At 68.7% G+C, this 20076-nt stretch carries 16 protein-coding genes; 7 read left to right on the top strand and 9 right to left on the bottom strand.

Features of this window, described 5'->3' with window-relative positions; translation table 11 throughout:
* Window positions 1-39: 39 nt before the first annotated feature.
* Entirely contained in the window at window positions 40-1593 is a 1554-nt protein-coding gene (locus DB31_RS02960; protein WP_044181591.1) for an OmpA family protein, read from the bottom strand.
* A 17-nt stretch (window positions 1594-1610) separates the two neighbouring features.
* Window positions 1611-1934, bottom strand: a complete 324-nt coding sequence (locus tag DB31_RS02955) for a DUF4398 domain-containing protein (protein WP_044181588.1) — start codon at window positions 1932-1934, stop codon at window positions 1611-1613.
* Between the two features lie 161 nt (window positions 1935-2095).
* On the opposite strand from DB31_RS02955, the gene DB31_RS02950 reads away from it, so the two are divergent.
* Both DB31_RS02950 and DB31_RS02945 read left to right on the top strand, forming a co-directional pair.
* Window positions 2096-3076, top strand: coding sequence for a HEAT repeat domain-containing protein (locus tag DB31_RS02950; RefSeq protein ID WP_157231764.1), 981 nt, complete (start codon window positions 2096-2098; stop codon window positions 3074-3076).
* Complete coding sequence (locus DB31_RS02945; protein WP_044181585.1) at window positions 3076-3951, top strand: N-acetylmuramoyl-L-alanine amidase-like domain-containing protein; 876 nt, start codon at window positions 3076-3078, stop codon at window positions 3949-3951. Before DB31_RS02950 ends, DB31_RS02945 begins: the two co-directional genes overlap by 1 nt.
* A gap of 10 nt (window positions 3952-3961) precedes the next feature.
* On the opposite strand, the gene DB31_RS02940 is transcribed toward DB31_RS02945, so the two are convergent.
* Window positions 3962-4405, bottom strand: a complete 444-nt coding sequence (locus DB31_RS02940) for a putative signal transducing protein (protein WP_044181582.1) — start codon at window positions 4403-4405, stop codon at window positions 3962-3964.
* Window positions 4406-4458: 53 nt separating this feature from the next.
* Window positions 4459-4821, bottom strand: coding sequence for a response regulator (locus DB31_RS02935; protein WP_044181580.1), 363 nt, complete (start codon window positions 4819-4821; stop codon window positions 4459-4461).
* Between the two features lie 146 nt (window positions 4822-4967).
* Between DB31_RS02935 and DB31_RS02930 the strand changes: the two genes are divergently transcribed.
* Entirely contained in the window at window positions 4968-5330 is a 363-nt protein-coding gene (locus DB31_RS02930) for an HPF/RaiA family ribosome-associated protein (protein ID WP_044181577.1), read from the top strand.
* A gap of 143 nt (window positions 5331-5473) precedes the next feature.
* A complete protein-coding gene (locus DB31_RS02925) occupies window positions 5474-7396 on the top strand; it encodes an MXAN_5187 family protein (protein ID WP_044181575.1) in 1923 nt (640 codons plus the stop codon).
* A gap of 15 nt (window positions 7397-7411) precedes the next feature.
* Here DB31_RS02925 and DB31_RS02920 read toward each other — a convergent pair whose 3' ends face one another.
* From DB31_RS02920 to DB31_RS02900, 5 genes are read right to left on the bottom strand one after another with little or no spacing between them, the layout of a single operon-like run.
* Entirely contained in the window at window positions 7412-9061 is a 1650-nt protein-coding gene (locus DB31_RS02920) for an ATP-binding protein (protein WP_044181572.1), read from the bottom strand.
* 10 nt (window positions 9062-9071) lie between these two features.
* A complete protein-coding gene (locus tag DB31_RS02915) occupies window positions 9072-10454 on the bottom strand; it encodes an ABC transporter substrate-binding protein (RefSeq protein WP_044181570.1) in 1383 nt (460 codons plus the stop codon).
* Window positions 10451-11878, bottom strand: a complete 1428-nt coding sequence (locus DB31_RS02910; protein ID WP_420806665.1) for an FG-GAP repeat domain-containing protein — start codon at window positions 11876-11878, stop codon at window positions 10451-10453. Before DB31_RS02910 ends, DB31_RS02915 begins: the two co-directional genes overlap by 4 nt.
* Before the next feature lie 2 nt (window positions 11879-11880).
* Window positions 11881-14535 (bottom strand): penicillin-binding protein 1A, encoded by a 2655-nt coding sequence (locus tag DB31_RS02905; protein WP_240486492.1) that lies wholly within the window; start codon window positions 14533-14535, stop codon window positions 11881-11883.
* Window positions 14536-14590: 55 nt separating this feature from the next.
* Window positions 14591-15550, bottom strand: coding sequence for a tetratricopeptide repeat protein (locus tag DB31_RS02900; RefSeq protein ID WP_044181564.1), 960 nt, complete (start codon window positions 15548-15550; stop codon window positions 14591-14593).
* A gap of 140 nt (window positions 15551-15690) precedes the next feature.
* Here DB31_RS02900 and xth point away from each other — a divergent pair, with 140 nt between their 5' ends.
* From xth to DB31_RS02885, 3 genes are all read left to right on the top strand, one after another.
* A complete protein-coding gene (gene xth / locus DB31_RS02895; RefSeq protein ID WP_044181562.1) occupies window positions 15691-16461 on the top strand; it encodes an exodeoxyribonuclease III in 771 nt (256 codons plus the stop codon).
* A gap of 121 nt (window positions 16462-16582) precedes the next feature.
* Window positions 16583-18217 carry a GMC oxidoreductase gene (locus tag DB31_RS02890; RefSeq protein WP_044181559.1) on the top strand — a complete coding sequence of 545 codons (1635 nt, stop codon included), beginning with the start codon at window positions 16583-16585 and terminating at the stop codon, window positions 18215-18217.
* 108 nt (window positions 18218-18325) lie between these two features.
* Window positions 18326-20011 (top strand): FAD-binding oxidoreductase, encoded by a 1686-nt coding sequence (locus DB31_RS02885; protein ID WP_044181557.1) that lies wholly within the window; start codon window positions 18326-18328, stop codon window positions 20009-20011.
* Window positions 20012-20076 lie beyond the last annotated feature (65 nt).

Below are 20076 nucleotides of genomic sequence, written 5' to 3'. Positions count from 1 at the left end.
GCGAGGCCCTCACCCCGGTTCTCCCAGCGCCAGCCCTCCTTACGGAGTGGGGGCGGGCGCCGGCGGGTTCCGGTCGTCGACGATGTTGAACTCGGTCCGGCGGTTTTGCGCGCGGCCCGCCTTCGTCGCGTTGGAGGCAATCGGCTTCGTCTCTCCGAAGCCCACCGCCTCGAGCCGGCCCGGATCGATGCCCAGCTTGATGAGCTGCGCCATCACCGTGTCCGCGCGCTTCTGGGACAGCTTCAGGTTCGCCGTGTCATTGCCCACCGAGTCCGTGTGGCCCTCGATGCGCACCTTCTTGATGGACGGCGTGTCCTTCAGCACCTGCGCCACGTCCGCCAGGATCGCCTGGCTCTCCTTGCCGATGATCTTCGCGGAAGCATTGCCGAAGTTGATCTGCTTCTTGATCTCGATCCGGTCCTTCTTCACGACCACCAGCTTGTACTTCTTGGCGCAGCCCTTCTCCTCCTGGACGCCAGGCTCCTCGGGGCACGCGTCCAGACGGTCCGGAATGCCATCCCGGTCCTTGTCCGTGTCTGGGCAGCCGCCGTTCTCGCTCGGGCCCAGGTCCGCGGGGCACTTGTCCAGCCGGTCGGGGATGCCGTCCTTGTCCAGATCCGTGTCCGGGCAGCCGGCGTTCTCCGCCATGCCCTTCTCGTTCGGGCACTTGTCCTGGCCGTCCGGCAGGCCGTCGTTGTCGTTGTCCAGATCCGGGCAGCCGTCATCGTCCTGGAAGCCGTCCTTGTCCTCGGGCTCGTCTGGGCACTTGTCCTGCGGATCGTTGATGCCGTCCCCGTCCTTGTCGATGATGGGGCAGCCCAGGTTCTGGATGGGGCCCACGTCGTTCGGGCACTTGTCCGCGGCGTCGACGATGCCGTCGTGGTCGTTGTCCAGCTCGGGGCAGCCGTCGTCGTCCTGGAAGCCGTCGTGGTCCTCGGCCTGGTCCGGGCACTTGTCCAGCTTGTCGACGACGCCGTCGTTGTCCCGGTCCTTCGGAGCCTCCTCCGGGCAGCCTGCGTTGTCCGCCGGGCCGGGGATGAGCGGGCACTTGTCCGCCGCATCCAGCACGCCGTCCTTGTCGTTGTCGGGATCGGGGCAGCCGTCCTGGTCCTCGAAGTTGTCCTTGTCCTCGGCCTGATCCTGGCAGGGGTCGTCCTTGTCGAGGATTCCGTCACCGTCGGTGTCCGTCTCCTCGATGCGCACGACCACTTGCTGCTGAGGTTGGGGCTGCTCCGGCTGTTTCACCGGCGTCTGCGCGGTGGTGTCGGGAGGCCGGGGCTGATCCGGCCGCTCGCGGACGACCACCTGCTTGGGGCCGCAGTCCTTGGACAGCGCCAGTGCCTTCTTGATGGAGTCCTCCGCGATGCGGATGTGCTCGGAGGCGCGGAAGCTGCTGCCCTGGCCCAGCTCGCCCTTGGCGAAGTCCAGGTTGGCCTCGGCCGTGGCCAGCTCGACGGGGGCACAGCGCAGGGCTCCGCCACGGCGGGCGCGCTCCACGTCGGCCTGGATGACCTCGGATTCGGCGCGGATCTTCGAACCGCTGACACAGGCGGTGCAGGCAAGAAGCAGCGCGGAGGCGACAAATCGCTTCATCGGAGGATGCTCACACGTCAGGGGGTGGGGCGGGGGCTGTCCGCGGAGTTGGACTCGGAGTCCCCGGAGGCCATGGCCTTCTCACGGGCCGCATTGGCGAACTCGGACGCCTTCACGGCGAACTTCACGCCCGCCTGGTAGTCCGAGTGGGACACCTCTTCGCGCGCCTTGTGGATGTAGAGGTTGGCGGCGGTCCACTCGTAGGCTGCTTTTTGCTCAGCCCCCGCGGTGCGCGCCGCCTGGATCTGCACCTCGGCGTCGAGGATGTTGGCGGTGGAGCGCACCGGGCCACAACCGGCGAGGGCACCCGCCACTGCCACCAGTACCGTCAGCTGCTTCATGGAGAGGCCTTGGGATGAGGGGCTGGAAGACGAATGTTCAGGTCGTATCAATCGAGTCCGGAGGGGTCAAGAATCGGGCACATCCGCAGGGCGGGCAGGCCTCCTTGGCTGAGGTTTTGACAGGCTACCGTAGGCCTTGCCATCGTTCCGACACCGTGCACATGCCCTTTCGTTCCCTTGGCCTGGCCCTGTTCCTGATCGCCCCCCTGGCCCTGGCGATTCCCCCCTCTGCCCAGAAGCGGCTGCGCAGCCGCGCCGAGGCGGAGGAGGTCGCCACCCAGTTGGTGGAGGGCAGTGCCTCGGTGCCGAACACCATCTCCCGGCTGCGCTATATCGGCGAGCGGGACTATGCGGCCGACGTCCTCCAGAACTTCCTGCGGAAGACGGTGGACGAACGCACCCGGCGCAACATTGCCGCCGTCATGGCGGGCATTGAGGCGCGCACCGCGGAGCCCATGTTGATGAGGCTCGCACTGGATGCGGACAGCACGGTGCGGATGTACGCGGCGCAGGGATTGGGCAAGCTGCGCAGCCGCCAGGTGCAGGTGCTGTTGCCGCTGCTGGAAGACAAGAGCCTCGGGGTGCGCAAGGAGGCCTCCCGGGCGCTGGGCGCCTCGCGCAACCCGGGCATGAGCAAGGTGCTGGTCGCTGCGGCGAAGAAGGAGACGGAGCTGGAGGTGCGCGCCGAGATGCTCGTGGCCGCGGGTACCGCCGGGGACGCGAAGCAGGCGCCCGCCTTGAAGGAGTTCCTCGCCAGCGACTCGGAGAGCACGCGCTTCGCCGCGGCCAAGGGCCTGTGCAGGCTCGGCGCCCAGGATGGCTTTGACTTCGCCGGCAAGCTGCTGGCCTCACAGGACCGCTTCGTGCGGCGCCAGGGGCTGGAGCTGTATGAGGGCGTTCCCTCCAAGAAGTCCTCGCCTGCGCTCTCCCCGCTGCTCAAGGATGCCGACAAGTCGCTCGCCGCGGGCGCCGCCCGGATCCTCTACCAGGGCGGGGAGAAGTCGATGCTCGAGTGGCTCGTGCTTGCCTCCTTCCAGGCCAAGGGAGAGGAGAAGCTCGCCTACGAGAAGGAACTGGAGACGCTGCAGCTGGCGGATGATCAGCGCAAGGCCATCCTGCGCACGACGGGCATGGTGAAGTGATGCTCGTGGTCAGTGCGCTCGCTGTAACCCTGCTGCTGACGCAGGCGCCCACTGCTCCCGTTCCCGGAGGCTGGGCCGCCCTGACGCCCGAGCAGCGTGCCACGCTCCTGAATGCCGCGGAGCCCGGGGCGAAGCTCCATGAGCGGCTGCTGCACGTGAGCTCGCGCTTCCTGGGGACGCCGTACCTCGTTTCTCCGCTGGGCGAGGGCAGTGGGGTGGATCCGGATCCGACGTTCCGCCTCGACGCCGTGGACTGCCTCACCTTCGTCGAGGAGACGATGGCGCTCAGCCTGGCGCGCGAGGACAGCGAGGTGCCCACGCTGCTCGAGAGCATCCGGTATGCGAGCACCCCTTCCTACGAGGACCGCAACCACCTCATGGAGGCCCAGTGGTTGCCCAACAACATCCGCAAGGGCTTCCTGGTGGATGTGACGCGGCGCTACGGCGGAGAGGACACCCTCCAGGCGCAGAAGACGCTCACCGCGCGCACGTGGACCTCCCGCTCCTCGCAGGAGCTGAAGCTGCCCAAGGACCGGCAGCCCGTGGGGACGTACACACTGAACGTCATCCCCCTGGACCGGGTGTTGGCGCGCGCGCGCAACATCCCCTCGGGCACGGTGTTGGCTGTCGTGCGGGATGATCTGCCGCTCAAGGCCACCCGCATCACCCACCTGGGCTTCGTGGTGCAGAAGGGCAAGCGCACATGGCTGCGGCACGCGGCGCGCAGCCGCTATGCGCGCGTCGTGGACGAGGACCTGGAGACATTCCTCACCCGCAACTCGAAGTACACGAAATGGAAGGTGACGGGCGTGAGCCTCTTCGAGACCCGTCTCCCTCCGGAAGCAGGCGAGGGAGCCGTCGTCCGCTCCCCCTGAGGACTGCCGCTCAGCTCAGCACGCTGGGAGCGCCCGCCTGCTCGGACTCGCGCTCCTCATCCTCGGCGGCCTGCGCGGCCTCGTCGGCCGTTGAGTCCAGCCTCACCTTCTCCTGGTTCAGGAGCTCCGTAGCGCGCGCGACGTGCTCCTCGGGCACGAGGATCTCCCACCACGGCTGCAGATTGCCCGTGGTCAGCACGTCCACGGTGCCCGCCCGGCGGGCCCTCGAGAAGACGGGGATCTGTTGAGCCTCCAACATGCGGACGAAGTCCTCGGCCGTCAGGGGATCCTCAGCGGTACCGACCCGGATGAACTCGCGGGTGTCGCGCTCGTGCGGCAGAGGCAGGCCGCGCTGGCGCATCTCCGCTGCGTCCACCAGTTTGCTCCCCGTGCAGTCCGCACACTCCGTCACGTGGTCCTGGTACTCCGAGCCGCACTCGACGCAGTATTTCATGCACCCTCCCTGCCCCACATACTGGGGCTGACCCGTCAAATTAGCACGGGGGATCAGTGGCGCGCGGCTTCTCCGAGACTTTCCACGGCTGCGGACAGGCGCTCCACGTCAATGGGTTTGCGCAGCACCACGTCGCAGTGTTCGGAACCTTCCACCTGCGCGTAGCCCGACACGAGGATGACGCGGACCTCGGGGTAGCGCTCCTTCACCCGCTGGGCCAGCGCCGTGCCGCACAGCCCTGGCAGTGACTCGTCGGTAACAATGACGTCCGGGTGATCGGCCTCGAAGGCGGCCAGGCCTGCCAGCCCGTCGCCCGCGGTCTGTACCTCGAAGTCGACCTCCAGGATCTCCGCCAGCAACTCCCGGCTGTCGCCATCGTCCTCGACCAGCAAGACTTTGATGCGGTCCGTGCCCATGCGCCTGAGCAACCCACGTCCTCTTCCAAAACGTCCACGGGGGAGCAGCGCTACGCTCCCTGGCGGCACGGCGAGCAAGGGAGCAGGGAATGTCCCCCTCACCAGCCGGGACAACGCTGCTCATCTTCAGGGCCGGAGGTGATGCAATGAAGGTGTTGATGCGGGGCGTACACCTGTCCCTCACGGACGGGCTGAAGACGTATGTGCAGGAACACCTGGTGGATCACATCGAGAGGTTGTGCGACGACCAGGAAGCGTCGGAGATCGACATCTCGCTCGTGGACATCAACGGGCCCAAGGGGGGTGTCGACAAGGAATGCCGCGTCACGGTGAGGCTGCCGGGGCTGTCGGCGATCCATGTCACGGAGACCGGCGAGACGTTGCACGGGGCCATCGATATGACCCGGGATCGGCTGGAGAACGCGCTGAAGCGGACGCTGGAGCGACGGCGCGATGTGTCGACCCAGGGGCTGCCGCAGGACGTGGCCTCGAACGTGCCCACCTACTGAGCGGGCGGGTGGACAGGGGCTCGGGCTTCCAGGCCAACGGCCAGGTGCCCGAGCCCTGGGTGTGAGCCATCGCCGATTCTTGCTGGCCCCGAGCGGTGAACGTTATAAGCGGGACCCTCACCCCCCGGGCTAGAAGGACGGCGATGGTTCGCGTCAAGTTCCTCATTTACGCACTCCTGGCCCTTGGGCTGGGTCTGGCTCACCTCTCCTTGCTGTCGGGTCCCATGAGGGCTCGCGCCACAGAGGACGCTCAGGCCCAGGCCTCCGCGGGCACCGCCGAGGTGGTGCGCTCCCTGGAGGCGCGCCGTGGCATTGCCCGCGCCGTGGCGCTGAAGCTGGCGGCGAGTGCCGAGCTGGCGACCGCTGCCCAGGAGCTGAGCGCCCAGGAGGCGCTGACCGCCGAGAGCTTCGCCCCGGTGCGCACCGCCGCCGAGGCTGTGCTTCCCAAGGAGCTGCCAGGCGTGGTGATTGGGCTGGTGACGCACGCGGGCGCCGTGCACGCGCGCGCGGGCAGTGAGCCCTCGACGGACGCGGCTGCTTTCGATGTGAAGGTGCTGGCCCAGGCGGATGCGCCCACGGTGGTGGACGCCTTCGGGGCTCCGCATGCGGTGGCCTCCGTGCCGCTGTTGTGGCGCTTCGTCCGCATCCCGGGCGCGGAGAAGCTGGAGACACAGCTCGCCGCGACACTGGTGGTGGCCGTGCCGCTGCTGTCGGAGGGAGCCCTGGAGGATGCGGCCAAGGCTTCGGGCGCGGCCGCGCTCGGGCTGGTGAAGGAGAACGCTCTGGTGGCTGGTGGGGGGGAGCAGAAGAGCGACCTCGAGAAGGCGCTGGGCTCGCTCAAGACGGGCCAGCCTGCGGCGGCCATCGTCACCGGCCAGCTCCAGAACCTGGGCCCGGTGAAGCTCCCGATCCTCACCAGTGGCAAGGACTTCATGGGCGGTCAGGCTCCCCTCGTGGTGGGGACCCGCCGCGCGCTGGAGGGCACCCCCTACGAGGTGATCGCCCTCGCTCACACCAAGCTGATGGGCACGCTCGCGGACTACCAGCGCAACGCGATCATGGGCCTGGGGGCACTGCTCGCCGTCAGCCTGGTGTGGACAGTACTGATGGGCTCGGGCAAGCGCGCGAGTGGGGCGCCTGCTGAGAGCAGCGGGGACACGCTCGGACTTAGCAACGCGATGGCGGCCATGCCCTCGCAGCAGGCTCCGGCCGCACAGCCCGCCGCCGAGCCTCCGCCCGTGACTCACCCGGGTCTCGAGCTGACCGCTGCCGCGCCCGTGGCCGAGCCGGCCCGTCCGCCCACCGGCGAGTTCCCCTTCGGTCCGCCGCCCTCGGCCCCGGACGCTCCCGCGAGCATGGCGCCGCCTCCGGTCTCGGAGCCCTTCGCGTTCCCGCCTCCCCCGGCGGCGCAGCCTCAGCCGTTCGATGACCCGTTCGGTGCTCCGCTCCCGGGTGGGGTCTCCATGCCCTTCGAGTCCGCGCAGAACCAGCCGCCTCCGGCTGCCGCTCCGCAGGTGGCCACCGCGACGGCTCGGGCCGGCGCCTTCCACTTCGAGGAACTGCCCACCGCGGCGTACTCGCTCCAGCAGGCGGCGGATCCGTATGCCGCCGCGGTGGCCATGGACAGCCCAGAGACGACGCGCGTGGCGGCCATTCCTCGCGAGCTGCTCCAGGCCGCGGCCCGTCCGTCGACCCAGGAGATGCCGGCGTATGCCCCCCCGCCGTCTCCGGCGGCTCCCGCCATGGCCCCTGTGCCGTGGGGCGACCCGGCTCCGCAGGCCCAGGCCATCCCGCCGCCGGGCGCCAACTACCAGCAGTTCCTGGGCAACACCGGCGATGCCTTCTCGGAGGAGGAGTTCCACTTCCAGGAGGTCTTCCGCGAGTTCGTCATCACCCGCGAGAAGTGCAGCGAGCCCTCCGACGGCCTCACCTACGACAAGTTCGTGCAGAAGCTCCGCAAGAACAAGGATCAGCTCGTGCAGAAGTACGCCTGCCGGACGGTGAAGTTCCAGGTGTACGTGAAGGAGGGCAAGGCCGCCCTCAAGGCCACGCCCGTCAAGGACTGAGCCTCCGGGCCTGACTCACAGGGCGCGCGGCAGCACCACGCTGAAGCGCGCGCCCTGGCCGGGCTCTCCGCCCACCTCCAGCTTGCCCCCGTGCTCCTGGAGGATGCGCGAGGCAATGGCGAGCCCCAGCCCGGTGCCGCCCTCCTTGGTGGTGAAGTAGGGCTCGAAGATGCGGGCCCGGTGCTCGGGAGGAATGCCCGGGCCAGTGTCCTCCACCTCGACGATGGCGTCCGTTTCCGTGCCCTTCACGCGCACGCGCACCTGGCCGCCTTTGTCCTTCATGGCCTCCTCCGCGTTCTTCACCAGGTTCACCAGCACCTGGGTGAGCTGATCGCGGTCCGCGCGCGCCACCACGCCCGTCTGCAGCGTGGGCAGCAGGGTGATGCCCTGAGGCGGTGTGGCGTAGAGGGACAGCACGCTCTGCGCCAGCTCCCCCAGGTCCACGGAGGACAGCTGCGGCTTGGGCAGCCGGGCGAAGCGGCTGAACTCGTCGACGATGCGCCGCAGCCGGTCCACCTCCTCGAGCACCACCGCCGCGCTGTCGCGGAACAGGGTGGGGAAGCGCGCGTCCTGGGCGCTCTGCGCCGCCAGCAGTGTCTCCAGCGACATCTGGATGGGCGTCAGGGGATTCTTGATCTCGTGGGCGAGCCGGCGCGCCACCTCCTGCCACGCGGCGATGCGCTCGCTGGCCACCAGCCGCTCGGTGGTGGAGTGCAGCTCGGAGGTCATGTGGTTGAAGGCCTGCACCAGCTCGCGCACCTCGCCGCTGGACTGGACATTCACCTGCACGTCCCGGGCACCTTCCGCCACGCGGCGGGCGCCCTCGGTGAGCGCCTCCACCGGCCGGGTGATGCGGCGGGACATCAGGAGCCCCAGCAGCACCGCGAAGCTCAGGCCGGATGCGGCCAGCAGCAGGAAGGCTCCCGTCACGCCTTGCTCGGCCTCGAGCGCGGCGGACCGGCTGAAGACGAGCCGGACATCGGCCGCTTCACCCAACGGGAGGATCCGCTCGACCGTCGGGGGGAGCGCGCTTCCGGCCTTGGCGACCACCGCGTCTCCGGAGCGCAGGGAGATCTCTGCCTGGGTGATGCGCGCCAGATGCTGAGCGAGCTCCTCGTTGAGCAGCACCCCGCCCACCGCCCACAAGCGCAGATCGCCGTAGTCCACCGGGCGCGCGGTGACGAGCGCGGGCACATCTCGAAGTCCCTCGTCGCCGCGCACGCTCACGCGCACCGGGACGGGCTTGGGGGACTTCTGCTTCGTGACGGCGAAGAGCTCCGGATCCGGGTCGCCACGCCGGGCAGGAAGGTGGCCAGACGACAGCGTGGTGCCCTGGCGATCGAAGAGGCTGAGCACGGTGAGGCCCCGGCTCTTCATCAGCCCCTCGGCGGTGTCGGCTTGGATGGCGCGGGTAGGGCTCTCGCGGGACTCGCGGGCGAGATCCTCCATCGCGGTGCTCTCCACCAGCTCCTCCACGGCGCGGCGGGCGCGCTCGGCGGAGCGCTCCAGCGCTTCTTGCGCAGCGGTGGTCGCGCCCTCCATCCGGGCGTCCAGCTCTCGCGAGAGGGTGGAGCGCAGGCGGTTGAGTGTGAGCGGCACCACCACCGCCAGCGGCACCAGCGCCAACAGGGCGAAGGCGAGCGCGAGCCGGGTCCTCAATCGCATGACGGGTTCCTCACCGGGACATTCCGGCTGGGGGCGGCTCGGCGGGCACGAAGTACGCGCCGTCGAGCACGGGCAGGCCCTGGGCGTCCAGCACGAGCCCTCCGAGCTCGGGGACCACGCGCATGCCCAGTCCCTGAGCATAGAGGGGCAGGATCTGCACCGAGGGGCCGAGCGCCACCGCCCGATCGCGGGCCTTGGCATCTCGCGCCGACATGTCCGCCACAGCGCCGATCAGGGGCAGCTCCACGCCGAGCAGATCCTTGCGGCCTGCAGCGTCCAGCACGATGGCCAGCGCTGGGCCGGGCACGGGGGGCAGCAGCAGCGACTGCAGCATCATGTCGTAGTCACCCTTGGCCCAGCGGGTGCGCAGCAGGGAGCGGGGCAGGGGCTCCAGGGCGACCTTGTAGCCACGGTCATGGAGCTTCACCTGGATGCGCTCGGCTACAGCACGGTGATCCTCGTTGGTGGCGTCATAGAGGAGGGTCACCGCCCTTCCACCCGCGGACCCGGGGGCTGCGGGACGGGGCTTGGGCGCCTGGGTCAGCAGGGCAGGCGGTAGCAGGTGCGGCATGGGCACGGCCGGTGCGCGCACGAAGAGGCGGGTGAGGTCCTCCCGGTCAATGGCGCTCTCGAAGGCCTGACGGAAGTCCGCAGGCACCCGGCGCTGAGAGAAGGAGAGATAGGTGGCGTAGAGGGCCGGGCTCGTGAGGACGCCCGCCTCCGGGCGCACGCCGAGCTCCAGGTGCACCTGCTTGGCGGTCCACATCCGCGCCAGCCCGCGGTCATCCGTGGCGGTGAGCAGGAGTCGATCCAGGTAGGGCCGGCCCTCGGGGTAGCCGAGCCGAGCCTCGAAGAGGCCCTTGGCGGCCGTGGCGGAGAACGGCCCCAATGAAGGAGCCACGGAAGTCAATGGCAAAGCCAGCGCCGGGTGGCACAGCGCGCGCTCCATGTCCGGCCAGGGGAACGACAGGGGCAGCTCCACGGTGGCGCCGTTGGAGGACAGCTGCCGGGCCTCACCCTGCACGGGGAAGAGGAGCGCGCGATACGGGGTGGGCGCCTCGGTACCGGTGAGCCGCATCCACGCGCGGGTCAGTGTGTTGGCCAGCGACAGCGAGGGCATGGCCAGGCGCACCGACTGGCCCATGGGCCGGGACAGATCGCGGGCCACCGCGAGGCGGGGCGCGCCGCTCGCATCGAGCCGGCAGACGGGGCGGGACAGGAAGCTGTAGAGCGCGGCCTCCACGGGCGAGTCCGCGAGCGTCGGATCTCCGAGCGGGTCAGCCGAGCCATTGTGGGCCAGCCGGAGCTCGCCACCATAAGGGATGCGCCCGGCCGCGAGCCCGGGCGTGGCACAGAGCAGGAGGAGGCAGGCGAGAGCGTGGCGGAGCGTCATGGCGCACCCTGGCGCATGAGGAAGACTTCACCGGTGCCGTCAGAGTGCCAGAGGCCCACCAGCACCTCGCGCTGGTTGTCGCGGTCCAGATCGGCGGTGACCACCTGGAAGGCCCGGCCCGGGGGGAGCACGGTCTGCCAGAGCATGCCGTGGGTGGTGGGGTCATCCCCAGTGAGGGGATAGACGCGCACCACATCCGGCGAGGGGAACAACTGGGGCGAGGTGGTGATCAGCTCGGGCGTCCCGTCCCCATCCAGGTCCCCGAGCGCGCTGCCAGCCCCCAGCCCTTGGATGCGGAGGGGCGGAGCGGTGGGGCGCGAGTAGAGAGAGGCCGAGCCGTCCAGGTGAACGAAGAGCATGCGCGGCGTGACGATGCTGGCGGTGGTGAAGGGCGCGGGGACGGTGAGGATCCGGCCCTCCGAGAGCCGCACCTCGGACGTGAACGTCGTCTGGCCAGAGGTGAACGTGCCGCGCTCGGTAGCGCCCAGTGGGGTTGTGTCCAGCGGGCCGAGGGGGCGCAGGGTTCCCTTGGCCGCGTCGAGCGTGAGCACCTCGCCGTGGGCATAGCGCGCGGACCAGGCCGCGAGCCTTGCAGGCTGAGGGATGACGGAGATGACGCCGAAGGGCTCACGGGGAGGGGCCGAGCTCAGGGGGAGGCTCTCGAGCTCTCGGCGAGCGATGAGGCGCCCATCCGCGGCAAAGACGGACACGGCGCGCTCGGTGAGCACGGCCACCTCATCCTTGCCATCCCCATCGAGGTCTCCCGTGGCCAGGGCTGCGGGGACCTGATCGAGCTTGACCAGCGCCGCGCCCATCAAGCGCATCTGGCGGGGGCCGGTCATCACGGTCGTCGTCGAAGAGGAGGACGGGGCCAAGACCGGAGAGAGGGCCGCAAGGCTCAGCGTCCCCGCATCCGCATCCACCGCTTGGGCCAGGGCCGCGGCGGGAGTGACAGGGCGGCTCGGAGTGCGTCCGGACCAGAAGTTGATCCACGTGCCCAGCACATCACCCCGGGCGCTCAGCTGGCCCTCCTGCACGGAGATCGTGAGCCGCACGAGGGACCGCGCGCCCCGCTCCCGGGCTTGATTCTCCGCAGCCTCGGGAGAAGGCGCATCCAGTACCACGGGACCCAGCTCGGAAGCGGCGAGCCGCGAGGCCAACATCGTCCCGAAGGCACGTTGCAGCTCGGCGGAGCTCCCGCTCAGGTGCAGGGCGACGGGAGGCTCAGGCCTGAGCGCCCGCACGTCGTCCGCGACGAGCTGCACGAGCCGCTCGACCGAAGGAGGCCCGCTGGGAACGCTGGCGGTCGAAGGACTCGCGGAGGGCTTGGGCGTGGCCGGCGCGGGAGCGGCCGGAGCAGAAGCCAGCGGCTCGGCTGCGAGCGCGAGCGTGGATACCAGGAGCGTGGCGAGGGCTCTGCGCACCATTATCTCCCCTTGCCGTCCTCGAGGAAGAAGGTGCTCGTGTCCACCTGGCCCATGGGTGGAGCCTCGGCGGTGGGCGCGGTGCCTTCGAGGAAGGGCTCGAGCCGGCCCGGCCGGGAGTTGCCGGCCAGCAGGCCCGTCTCCGGATCGATGCGCACCTGGACGATGCCGGGCGGCACCTCGAACTCGCGAGCAGGCAGCCCCTGATGGGCCACGCGCATGAAGTCCAGCCACATGGGCAGGGCGGCGCGGCCACCCGTCTCGCTGCTGCCCAGGGGCGAGTTGTCATCGAAGCCCACCCAGGCGCTGGCGACCCAGTCCATGGTGTAGCCGGAGAACCACGTGTCCTTGGACTCGTTGGTGGTGCCCGTCTTGCCGGCGGCGGGGCGGTTGAGTTCGCGCACGGCGGTGGCGGTGCCCTCCTCGACCACGCTGCGCATCAGGGTGGTGGTGAGATAGGCCACGGCCGGGGGCAGCGTCTCCTCGAAGGCGGGGGCGTGCTCCTCGAGCACCTTGCCCGAGGCGTCCCGCACGCGAAGCACCAGCAGCGGCTCGCCGTAGCGGCCGTTGGCCTGGAGCGTGGAGTAAGCGTTGACGGCCTCCAGCATCGTCACCTCGCCCGTTCCGAGCGCCAGCGTGAGGTTCTCAGGCAGCGCCGAGTGGATGCCCGCGCGGCGAGCGTAGTCGATCGCGGTGGCAGGAGTGATGGCCTCGATGAGCCGAACGGACACGGTGTTCTTGGACTTGGTGAGGGCCTGGCGCAGCGTCATGGGCCCATCGAAGCGGCCGTCGAAGTTCTTCGGCTTCCACTGCTTGCCGGTGTACGGGTCGCGGATGGCCTCGGGGGCGTCATTCACCGTGCTCAGCGGGGTGAAGCGGCCACTGCCCATCGCGGCGGCGTAGATGAAGGGCTTGAAGGACGAGCCTGGCTGCCGCTTGGCCTGCGTGGCGCGGTTGAAGGAGGAGCGCTCGAAGTCATAGCCGCCCACCATGGCCACCACGTTGCGGTTGGCGGGGTTGATGACCACGAGGCCGCCCTGCACCAGGGGGATCTGATCGAGCGTGGCCTCCACGGAGGCGGGCGCGGGCAGCGCCTTGGTGATGCGCACGCGCACCAGCTCGCCGACCTGGAAGACGTCCGCGATGTTCGACGGAGAGCCCTTGCCCTTCTGGCGGGCCCATTTGACGGTGGAGAAAGAGACTTCCGCGGTGCGGCCCACGAGGTCCACCTTGGCGATGCCCTTCTTCTCATCCACCGCGGTGACGAAGCCGGTGAGGCGCAGTCCCTCCTTCAGCGGCCGCAGGGGAACGGAGCCCACCAGGGACTCCTCGGCGGAGGGAGGCGCCTCGCCCTCGGGGTTGAGCTCGGGCCGCTGCTCCTCCGCGCCCTCCTGCTCAATGGCGGTGACAGGAACCGTGCCCGCCTTGGCCTCTGGCTTGGGGTCCGCCTTGGCCGCTGGCTCCAGGCCCGCAGTGGCCAGCGGGGCCAGGTCCGCCACGTACTCGGCGTCCTTCTGCCGCCGGCCGGCCTCATCGATGCGGTGCGCGATGAGCCCCTTGATGCGATCGAACTGCCCGCCATCCACGGTGCTGAGCGGGCCACGGTAGCCCTGGCGGCGATCCACCGCCTCCAGGCCATTGCGCACGGCGTCCTCGGCTGCGGCCTGCAGCTTCGGCACCATGGCGATCTCCACGCGCAGCCCACCCTCGAGCACCATCTTCTCGCCGTAGCGCTCGATGAGGGTGCGGCGGATCTCCTCGGCGTAGTACCCGCCCACGGGGGGCGGAGGACGAGGCGCCAGGACGATGGGCTTCTCCAACTCCGGCTCCACCTGCTCCTTGGGGAGGAAGCCGTGCTGCATCAACTGAGTGAGCACGTAGCGCTGGCGGTTCTTGGCCCGGACGATGTTCGTCTCCGGGTTGATGCGGTGGGGCGACTGCGGCGTGCCCGCGAGCACGGCGGCCTCACCGATGCTCAGATCCTTGGCGTGCTTGCCGAAGTAGTAGAGCGCGGCCTCCTCCAGGCCGTAGCGCCGCTGCCCGTAGTAGATCTGGTTGATGTAGAGGTTGAGGATCTGATCCTTGGTGAGCGCCTCCTCGACGCGAGGGGTGAGGATCCACTCGCGGATCTTCCGGCCCAGGCTGCGCTCGGGAGTGAGCAGCAGGTTCTTCACCACCTGCTGCGTGATGGTCGAGGCGCCGGACTTGCGGCTCCCCGGGATGAGGTTCTTGATGGCGGCGCGGGTGATGCCGAAGAAGTCGAGGCCCTCGTGGTTGTAGAAGTCGGCGTCCTCTGCGGCGAGGAACGAGTCGCGCACGTGCTTGGGCAGCTCCTCGATTCGCACCAGGGTGCGGCGCTCCAGGTAGAACTCGGCGCAGATGGAGCCATCCGCGCATGTCACCTTCGTCACCTGGGGCGGCTGGTAGGTGCGCAGCGCCTCCACGGAGGGCAGGTCCCGGCTGAAGTACTGGTAGGCGCCCACGCCCACGGCCACGGCGAGCACCAGCCCCACGGCGCCCAGGATGAGCAGCCGCTTCGTCCACTTCCAGATGCGGGCGCCGAGCCCTGGCTTCGCGGAGGGAGGCGGAGCGGCTGGAGGTGGCTCAGGAGTGGCTGGGGCTTCGGGAGGGTTGGGCATCGCTCGGGCCGGATTCATGAGGCTCGGATGAGAGGGGACGCACGTTAGACCGATGGACGGGCAACGGGAACCGTCAGGGAGGTGAGACGCCGAGGCTTGCCACCTTGTTCATGCGGCTCGCGTTGACGTGGGCCTTGACGTAGCGGGGCGAGAGCCGGGTGGCGGCGGCGTAGGCTGCCTGGGCGTCCTCGGTGCGGCCGAGCCGCTCGTAGGCGACTCCGAGGTTGTTGTGGACGTAGGCCACGTGGGGCAGCAGGGCTGCGGCGCGCGCGAGTACCTCGGCGGCCTTGGTGTTCTCGTTGGTGCGCAACCACGCGAGGCCGAGATTGTTGAGCGCATAGCCGTGCTCGGGAGCCAGGTGGACGGCCTGCTCGAAGCGGAGGACGGCCTCGGAGAGATGACCCGCGGCCAACTGAGCACGGCCGAGGACCTGGTAGGCGTCGGGATCTTCCGAGTCGCGAGCGACAGCCTCTTCGCCCACGCGGATGGCCTCGGTGGAGCGGCCCTGCGACAGGAGCAGGCGCGCCTGCTGGACGAGCGGGGAGGCATCCTCCGGGTTCAGGCTGCCGAGCTGCGCCTGCGCGAGCACCGCGAGCTCGGTCTGGCCCGTGAGAGGCCCAAGGCGGGCAATGGTGCGCAGGGCCTCGGTGTCCTCGGGAGCGTCGTAGAGGGCGCGGCGGCACTCGGTCAGTGCACCGGCGAGGTCACCCAGCTCCCGCAGCGTCCGGGCGCGCGCCAGATGGTTCACGCGGTTCATGTGCTCGTGGGGGAGGGCGAGGGCGTTGGGAGACACCTCGGAGGACTGCGCCTCATCAGCCGCAGGGACAACAAGGCTGTAGAGCGTGCGAGCAGGCACGGCATCCGAAGCCGCAGCAGCCAGGGTTGTGGCACTCGCCATGTCGGACGAAGTGGGCCGCAACGAGCGAGAGCTCCAGAGGCCCTGGTGCGCCATGACGGAGAGTGCAGCCATCCAGGGCACGAGGGACTGGAGCCGGTGGGACATGCAGGCGCGGGGGGACAGGGGCTTCTTCATGGCGGTCTCCTGAGGGGACTCATTGCGACTGCCATGCCAGGGGGAATTCCCTCGAAAGCGGGGAGAAGTGTGGTCTGTGGGCCACGGAGGGCGGGGAAAAGCGTGGAAGGGGCGTGGGTGACGTGCGACGGTGCCGCGCGATGAAGATCGTCACCTGGAACGTGAACTCGGTGCGGGCTCGGCAGGAGCGGTTGCTGAACTGGCTGAAGACGCGGCAGCCGGACGTGCTGTGCCTGCAGGAACTCAAGTGCGTGGAGAAGGACTTCCCCTTGGAGGCCGTGCGTGAGGCGGGCTACCACGCGGCCTTGTACGGGCAGAAGACGTACAACGGGGTGGCCATCCTGGCGAAGGCGGAGCCGAAGGACGTGGTGCAGGGGATCCCCGACGGGGTGGAGGATCCCCAGTCGCGGGTGATCGCGGCGACGGTGAATGGGGTGCGCGTGATGAGCGTGTACGCGCCGAACGGGCAGGCGGTGGACTCGCCGGCGTACGAGTACAAGCTGGAGTGGTACTCGCGGCTGCGGCGCTACCTGGACACGAAGCACAAGCCGGACGAGCCGATGGTGCTGTGCGGCGACTGGAACGTGGCGCCCGAGAACATCGACGTGTGGGATCCGCGGCTGTGGGAGGGGCAGACGCTGTTCACGCTGAAGGAGCGGGACGCGCTGCAGCGGCTGTGCGCGTTCGGGCTGGCGGACACGTTCCGCAAGCTGCACCCGGACGTGCAGAAGTTCAGCTGGTGGGACTACCGGATGCTGGGGTTCCCGAAGAACCAGGGGCTGCGCATCGACCACATCCTGGCGACAGCGCCGGTGGTGGAGCGGTTGGCGCAGGCGGACGTGGACCGCGAGGAGCGCAAGGGCAAGCAGCCCTCGGACCACGCGCCGTACTGGATCGAGATCAAGGACTGACAGGCGTTCAGGGGCAAGCGGTCATCCAGGGGCCAGGAGGGCTCCTGAGGTGCCACGCAGTCGCCAACGCTCGCGCGTTACAAACATAATGCGTGGGGCCTGGCTTCAGGCGGAGGATTCGATGGACTGCGACTGGCTCATCATCGGCTCGGGGTTTGGCGGCAGCGTGAGCGCGCTGCGGCTGACGGAGAAGGGCTACCGGGTGGTGATGCTGGAGAAGGGCCGCCGCCTCCAGGCCGAGGACTTCCCGAAGACGAACTGGAACCTGAAGAAGTGGCTGTGGATGCCGCAGCTCGGGTGGCGCGGGCTCTTCAAGATGACGTTCTTCCGCCACGTCACCGTGCTCTCCGGAGTGGGCGTGGGAGGTGGTTCGCTCGTCTACGCCAACACGCTCCCCATCCCGAAGGAGCACTTCTTCCAGGGCGGCCACTGGAGCCAACTGGCGGACTGGAAGACGGAGCTGGCGCCGTTCTACGAGACGGCCCGGAAGATGCTCGGGGCCACGGTGAACCCGCTGCGCACCTATCCGGATCAAGTCATCCAGGAGGTGGGCCAGGAGATGGGCCGCACGGACTTCCAGCCCACCACCGTGGCCGTCTACTTCGGCCAGCCGGGTGTCACCGTGCCGGACCCGTACTTCAACGGCGAGGGCCCGGCGCGCACCGGCTGTAACTCCTGCGGCGGCTGCATGCTGGGGTGCCGCTTCGGCGCGAAGAACACGCTCGACAAGAACTACCTCTACTTCGCGGAGAAGCACGGGCTGACCATCCACGCGGACACCGAGGTCACCTGGGTGCGCCCGCTGCCCGGCGGTGGCTACGAGGTGGAGGCACTGGAGGGGACTTCGATCTTCTCCCGCCGCAAGCGGCGCTTCACCGCTCGCAACGTCATCTTCGCGGGTGGCGTGCTGGGCACGGTGGACCTGCTGCTGAAGCTCAAGGCGAGCCCGGAAGGGCTGCCGAAGCTCTCGGAGCGCGTCGGAGACTTCGTCCGTACCAACTCTGAGGCCCTCATTGGCGTGGTGACCCCCAAGCGGGACAAGGACCTGTCCAAGGGCATCGCCATTGGCTCCATCCTGCACACGGACGAGCACTCGCACCTGGAGCCGGTGCGCTACTCGGCAGGCTCGGGATTCTTCCGGATGCTCTCAGCGCCCTACGTCACGGGCGAGGGCCCGGTGTCGCGGCTGGCACGGCTCTTCGGCGTCATGCTGCGCCACCCGCTCAAGATGCTGCGGGTGATGGCGGCGCGCGACTACGCGAAGCAAACGGTCATTCTCCTCTATATGCGCACGCTGGACGGCTACCTGCGCATGAAGCGTGGGCGAGGGCTGATGACTGCGCTGCGCCAGGGGCTGTCCACGGCCGTGCAGGCCGGCTCCGCGCCCACCGCCAACATCCCCGAGGCCGCCGAGCTGGCCCACCGTGTAGCGAAGAAGATGGGCGGCATGCCCATGAGCCTCGCCAACGAGACGGTTCTGGGCATCCCCACGACGGCGCACATTCTCGGTGGCTGCTGCATGGGTGACTCGCCGGAGACGGGCGCCATCGACTCGCAGCACCGCCTCTACGGTTACGAGGGCCTGTACGCCATCGACGGCTCGGCGGTCTCCGCGAACCCGGGCGTGAACCCCTCACTGACCATCACCGCGCTGGCTGAGCGCGCCATGACCTTCGTCCCCGCCAAGAAGCAGTTGGAGCACGGAGACTCGGAGGCGGTGACAGAGGCTCCGCAGCCCGTAGCCGTGGCGCGCTGAGCCATGGGGCTGGCAATGCCCGGGTTCACGCAAGGATTGTGAAGCCCGTCACATTCTCTCTTTCTCAATCATGCGAAGATTTGCCCTCGATCACTTGAGGACACCCGCATGAATGCCGAACGCTTGAAGCAACTGAGCTCGCTGCTGCCGAAGAACAGCGCTGGCGCTGCTCCAGAGGTGCTGACGGAAGACTCTCCTGGGTATCTGCTGAAGAGCCAGGTCTTCAACACCAAGTTTCAGTTCCGGCCCGCGGCGATTGTGCTGGTTGAGACCCCCGAGCAGGTGAGCGAGATCGTCAAGTTCGCCAACAGGTTCCCGACGGAGATCACCTTGAGGGTGCGCTCCGGTGGGCATGACCATGAGGGCGAGTGCTCTGGCACGGCCACCCTGCTGATGGATTTCTCAAAGATGAACTCGGTGACGGTGACCAGGCAGGATGCCGGCACGGAGGATCAGCCCATTGTCTCCATCGGGGCTGGCGCACGCTTCCGGCACATCAAGCCCATCCTCGACAGTCAGAACCTCGGGATTGCGCATGGCACCTGTGAGACCGTGGGCATCGCCGGCTACACCCTGGGCGGTGGCTGGGGGCCGTGGACGCGCCTGTATGGCATGGGGTGTGAGCGGTTGATCGGCGCCACCCTGGTGCTGGGCAACGGCGAAATCGTCACCCTCAGGCCTGACGCTCCCGCGGACAGCCCCGAGGCAAAGCTGCTGTGGGCCCTGCGCGGCGGTGGCGGGTTCAGCTACGGCATTGTGACCGAGCTGCGGTTCAAGGCTTTCAAGCTGCCCGAGAACCTCTGCAGCTTCAATCTCCGCTGCATGGATGCATGGCCTCATCGGCCGGCGCTCGAGATCCTCCAGTGCTGGGAGAAGGCGATCACTGGCAACGACAACCCGCGGCTGATCGGCACCAACCTGAAGGTGGTCGCCACCCACCTGCCCGCTGGGCAAGAGCCAGATCCGCAGGCCGTCCTGGATTGTACCTTCAATGGCTACTTCGCGGGCACGGAGCAGGAGGCCAGGGACATGATCACCCGGTACTTCGGGCTCCAGCCCCTGGGAGCTTGCGTGGTGCAGGTCCATCGCGCCCCAGCCAACGGCCTCAGGGCGGCAGTCCGCTCGAATCAGTGGCACTTCGAGTCCTGGGACCGGAATGTGCCGAGCCAGGTGCAGCGATTGAAGCGGCTGGCCACGGGCTCCACCCCCATCAACCCGGACATCCCACTGGATGGCGACGGACCGGCTCCGCACAAGATCACCTCGAGGCTCGCCGAGGCCTCTGGGTGGAATGACGAGGGCAGGAAGGCCTTGATCTGCGCTTTGCAGTCATCCCTGGTGCCAACGCCAGACGAAGTGGGTGGCAAGTCGAACAACTTCGCGATCACCCAGTACATCACCCTGGGTGCCATCACGGGGCCCTTCTATGCCACCTACGACAAGAGCCAGCAGCCGCCCAGCGCCTTCCCCTACAAAGACCGGCTCTTTACCATCCAGTTCCAAGCCTGGTGGAACCAGTACCTCAACGCGGACGGGGTGCCGACGGCTTCATGCTCCGAGATTGAGCACGGCGTCCTTGCGAACCGGCCCTGGGACAACCGCGCGGAGGACTGGATCGAGGCGTGCCGGGACTATCCCATCCCCGGCACTGGCGGCGCGTTCATCAGCTTCAAAGACAGCTCGGTACGGACGCAAATCTATTTTGACGAGAGCTATGCCGCGCTGCGCGAAGTCAAGCAGACGTGCAGCATGGATAAGCATGTGCTGTTCAGGTCCCGGAAGACTATCATCTGACAGGGACTTCAGCCCTTGAAAGCTTGCTGGGACATTCCAAAGGGGCTGGCGCCACGGGAGCCAAC

The sequence above is a fragment of the Hyalangium minutum genome, assembly GCF_000737315.1.
In the GTDB taxonomy this organism is placed as follows: Bacteria; Myxococcota; Myxococcia; order Myxococcales; family Myxococcaceae; genus Hyalangium; species Hyalangium minutum.
This window is presented reverse-complemented; position numbering and strand designations above follow the sequence as displayed.